1 protein-coding gene is annotated in these 1,389 nt (G+C 42.0%); it reads right to left on the minus strand.

Features of this window, described 5'->3' with window-relative positions:
* Positions 1-698: 698 nt before the first annotated feature.
* Entirely contained in the window at positions 699-1,103 is a 405-nt protein-coding gene (locus TOI97_RS13150) for a RidA family protein (RefSeq protein WP_321554579.1), read from the minus strand.
* Between the last annotated feature and the right edge of the window lie 286 nt (positions 1,104-1,389).

Consider the following 1,389-nt stretch of genomic DNA (forward strand, 5'->3'; position numbering starts at 1 on the left):
ACTACTTAAATGCCCTTTAAGGTATTTTCGTACCGCGTTTATTTTAAAAGCTTTGGTGTGTTTCGGTCTTTTCATTGTGAACCCTTCCAGTTGAAAGTTTAGTCCAACTTTAGGGGTTCACTCCAAAATCCTTGTAGCACAGGCTTAAACTGGTTTTATACACAGAACCACTAAGCGCACCAAATAAAACCACGATGACCAAGTCAGTACCGAACGCTGCAGGGGCCAATTAAAAACAATATTGGACTATAAATGCGCTCATGCAGACATTTTTTTAAGGAAGTTGACGAGGCATACACCAGCCAAACCTGTTCGAGTTGTGACAGCTTGCCCGAATCAAAGTCGAAAGGTGTCACAGGACTTGGATGAAGAAAATGGCCGTGCGGATGCGGTGTCACCCACGACCACGGTATAAATGCGGCGCAAAATATTCTCGCGGTCGGGCATGACCGTCTAGCAGTAAGAATCCCCGTCCTTTAGGTCGGGAAAGATGTCAATTTATCCCCCTAGAGCACTCTCTGCCCCCATGAGATTGACACCCTCTCACTCTAGAGGAAGTGGGATATCAACGCTTGATTTTCATCCATAAAACTTCGAGTATATTTTCTGAAATATCAGCCCGTACATTGGCTATTTTACATTTCCACCACAAGAGCTAAGGTTAACGATAATTTTGCTCAAACTACTGCTTTTAAAACTTAATCAGTCACTGCTATAGCTGATATTTCTAGCAGTACATCAGGGTCCGCAAGGCTTTGCACACCGACAATATTGTAAGCGTGTGCAGGGAATGGCTCACCATCCAATGCAATTGCCATACCTTTAAAAACCTCCTGTACAGCCTCTGAATTAAGCCCTTTAATATAGATTACGCTGCTGACAACATCATTTGGTGTTGCCCCTGCAGCTTGCACAGCAATAGCAATATTTTTAAAGACCTGAACTGCTTGAGCTTTATAGTCACCCTTACCAATAAAATTCATATCTTTATCAAAAGGTACTTGACCTGCAATATAAATTGTTTTACTACCGTTACTAACCATAACTTGATGAAAACCATCAAATTTAAAAAGCCCATCAGGATCCACTGCGTAATTAGTCATTAATACTGCTCCAAAAACTTTGTAAACATGGATCAAGCTACCACATAAAAATAATGAGTTCATCCTACGTCAGAACTAACTCCACACGGCAGCCTGATACAATAAAACCGCAGCATGCTTTTCAGCACAGCGCCCATTGATATATCTAAAAATGCAACCATGGACTTCCCACAGTTTCATAGACACTCAGCTGCCTCGTTGAGACGTTCTCTTTCTTCATAATCCGCCGGTGATAACTGGCCTAAATGACTATGTCTGCGACGGCGATTATAAAACACCTCGATGT

It is taken from the genome of Denitrificimonas halotolerans, assembly GCF_034259425.1.
GTDB classification, from domain to species: Bacteria; Pseudomonadota; Gammaproteobacteria; order Pseudomonadales; family Pseudomonadaceae; genus Denitrificimonas; species Denitrificimonas halotolerans.